Annotated in this window: 1 pseudogene; it reads left to right on the plus strand. The window is 49.7% G+C overall.

From position 1 onward, the window contains the following. A pseudogene (locus HJY11_RS13320) lies at positions 1-463 on the plus strand ([FeFe] hydrogenase H-cluster maturation GTPase HydF); the annotation flags it as partial.

Here is a 463-nt window from a genome sequence, read left to right on the forward strand (position 1 = left end):
GGAAGCAGCTAGAGTGCAGGAGCCGGAAAAAAGGCTTGTGGCTGATCTCATTCGACCGTCGGATCTGGTTGTACTTGTCATTCCGATTGATAAAGCCGCGCCAAAAGGAAGATTGATTTTACCGCAGCAGCAGGTGATCCGGGAGCTTCTGGACGTGGGAGTGAGGATGCTTGTCGTAAGAGACGACAGACTTGGGGACGCTCTGGATCGTATTGGTGAAAAGCCGGCCCTTGTGATTACGGACAGTCAGGTATTCAGGGAGGTATCGAAGATCACGCCGAAGGAAGTGTATCTGACTTCGTTTTCCATCCTTTTCGCGAGATATAAAGGAGATCTGAAGCATACAGTCCAGGGGGCAAGAGTCTTAAAAACGATAAAAGACGGCGACAACATCCTAATCAGTGAAGGGTGTACCCATCATCGTCAATGCGGTGATATAGGAACAGAAAAACTCCCGGAGTGG

It is taken from the genome of Bittarella massiliensis (ex Durand et al. 2017) (assembly GCF_017566145.1).
Lineage (GTDB): Bacteria > Bacillota > Clostridia > Oscillospirales > Ruminococcaceae > Bittarella > Bittarella massiliensis_A.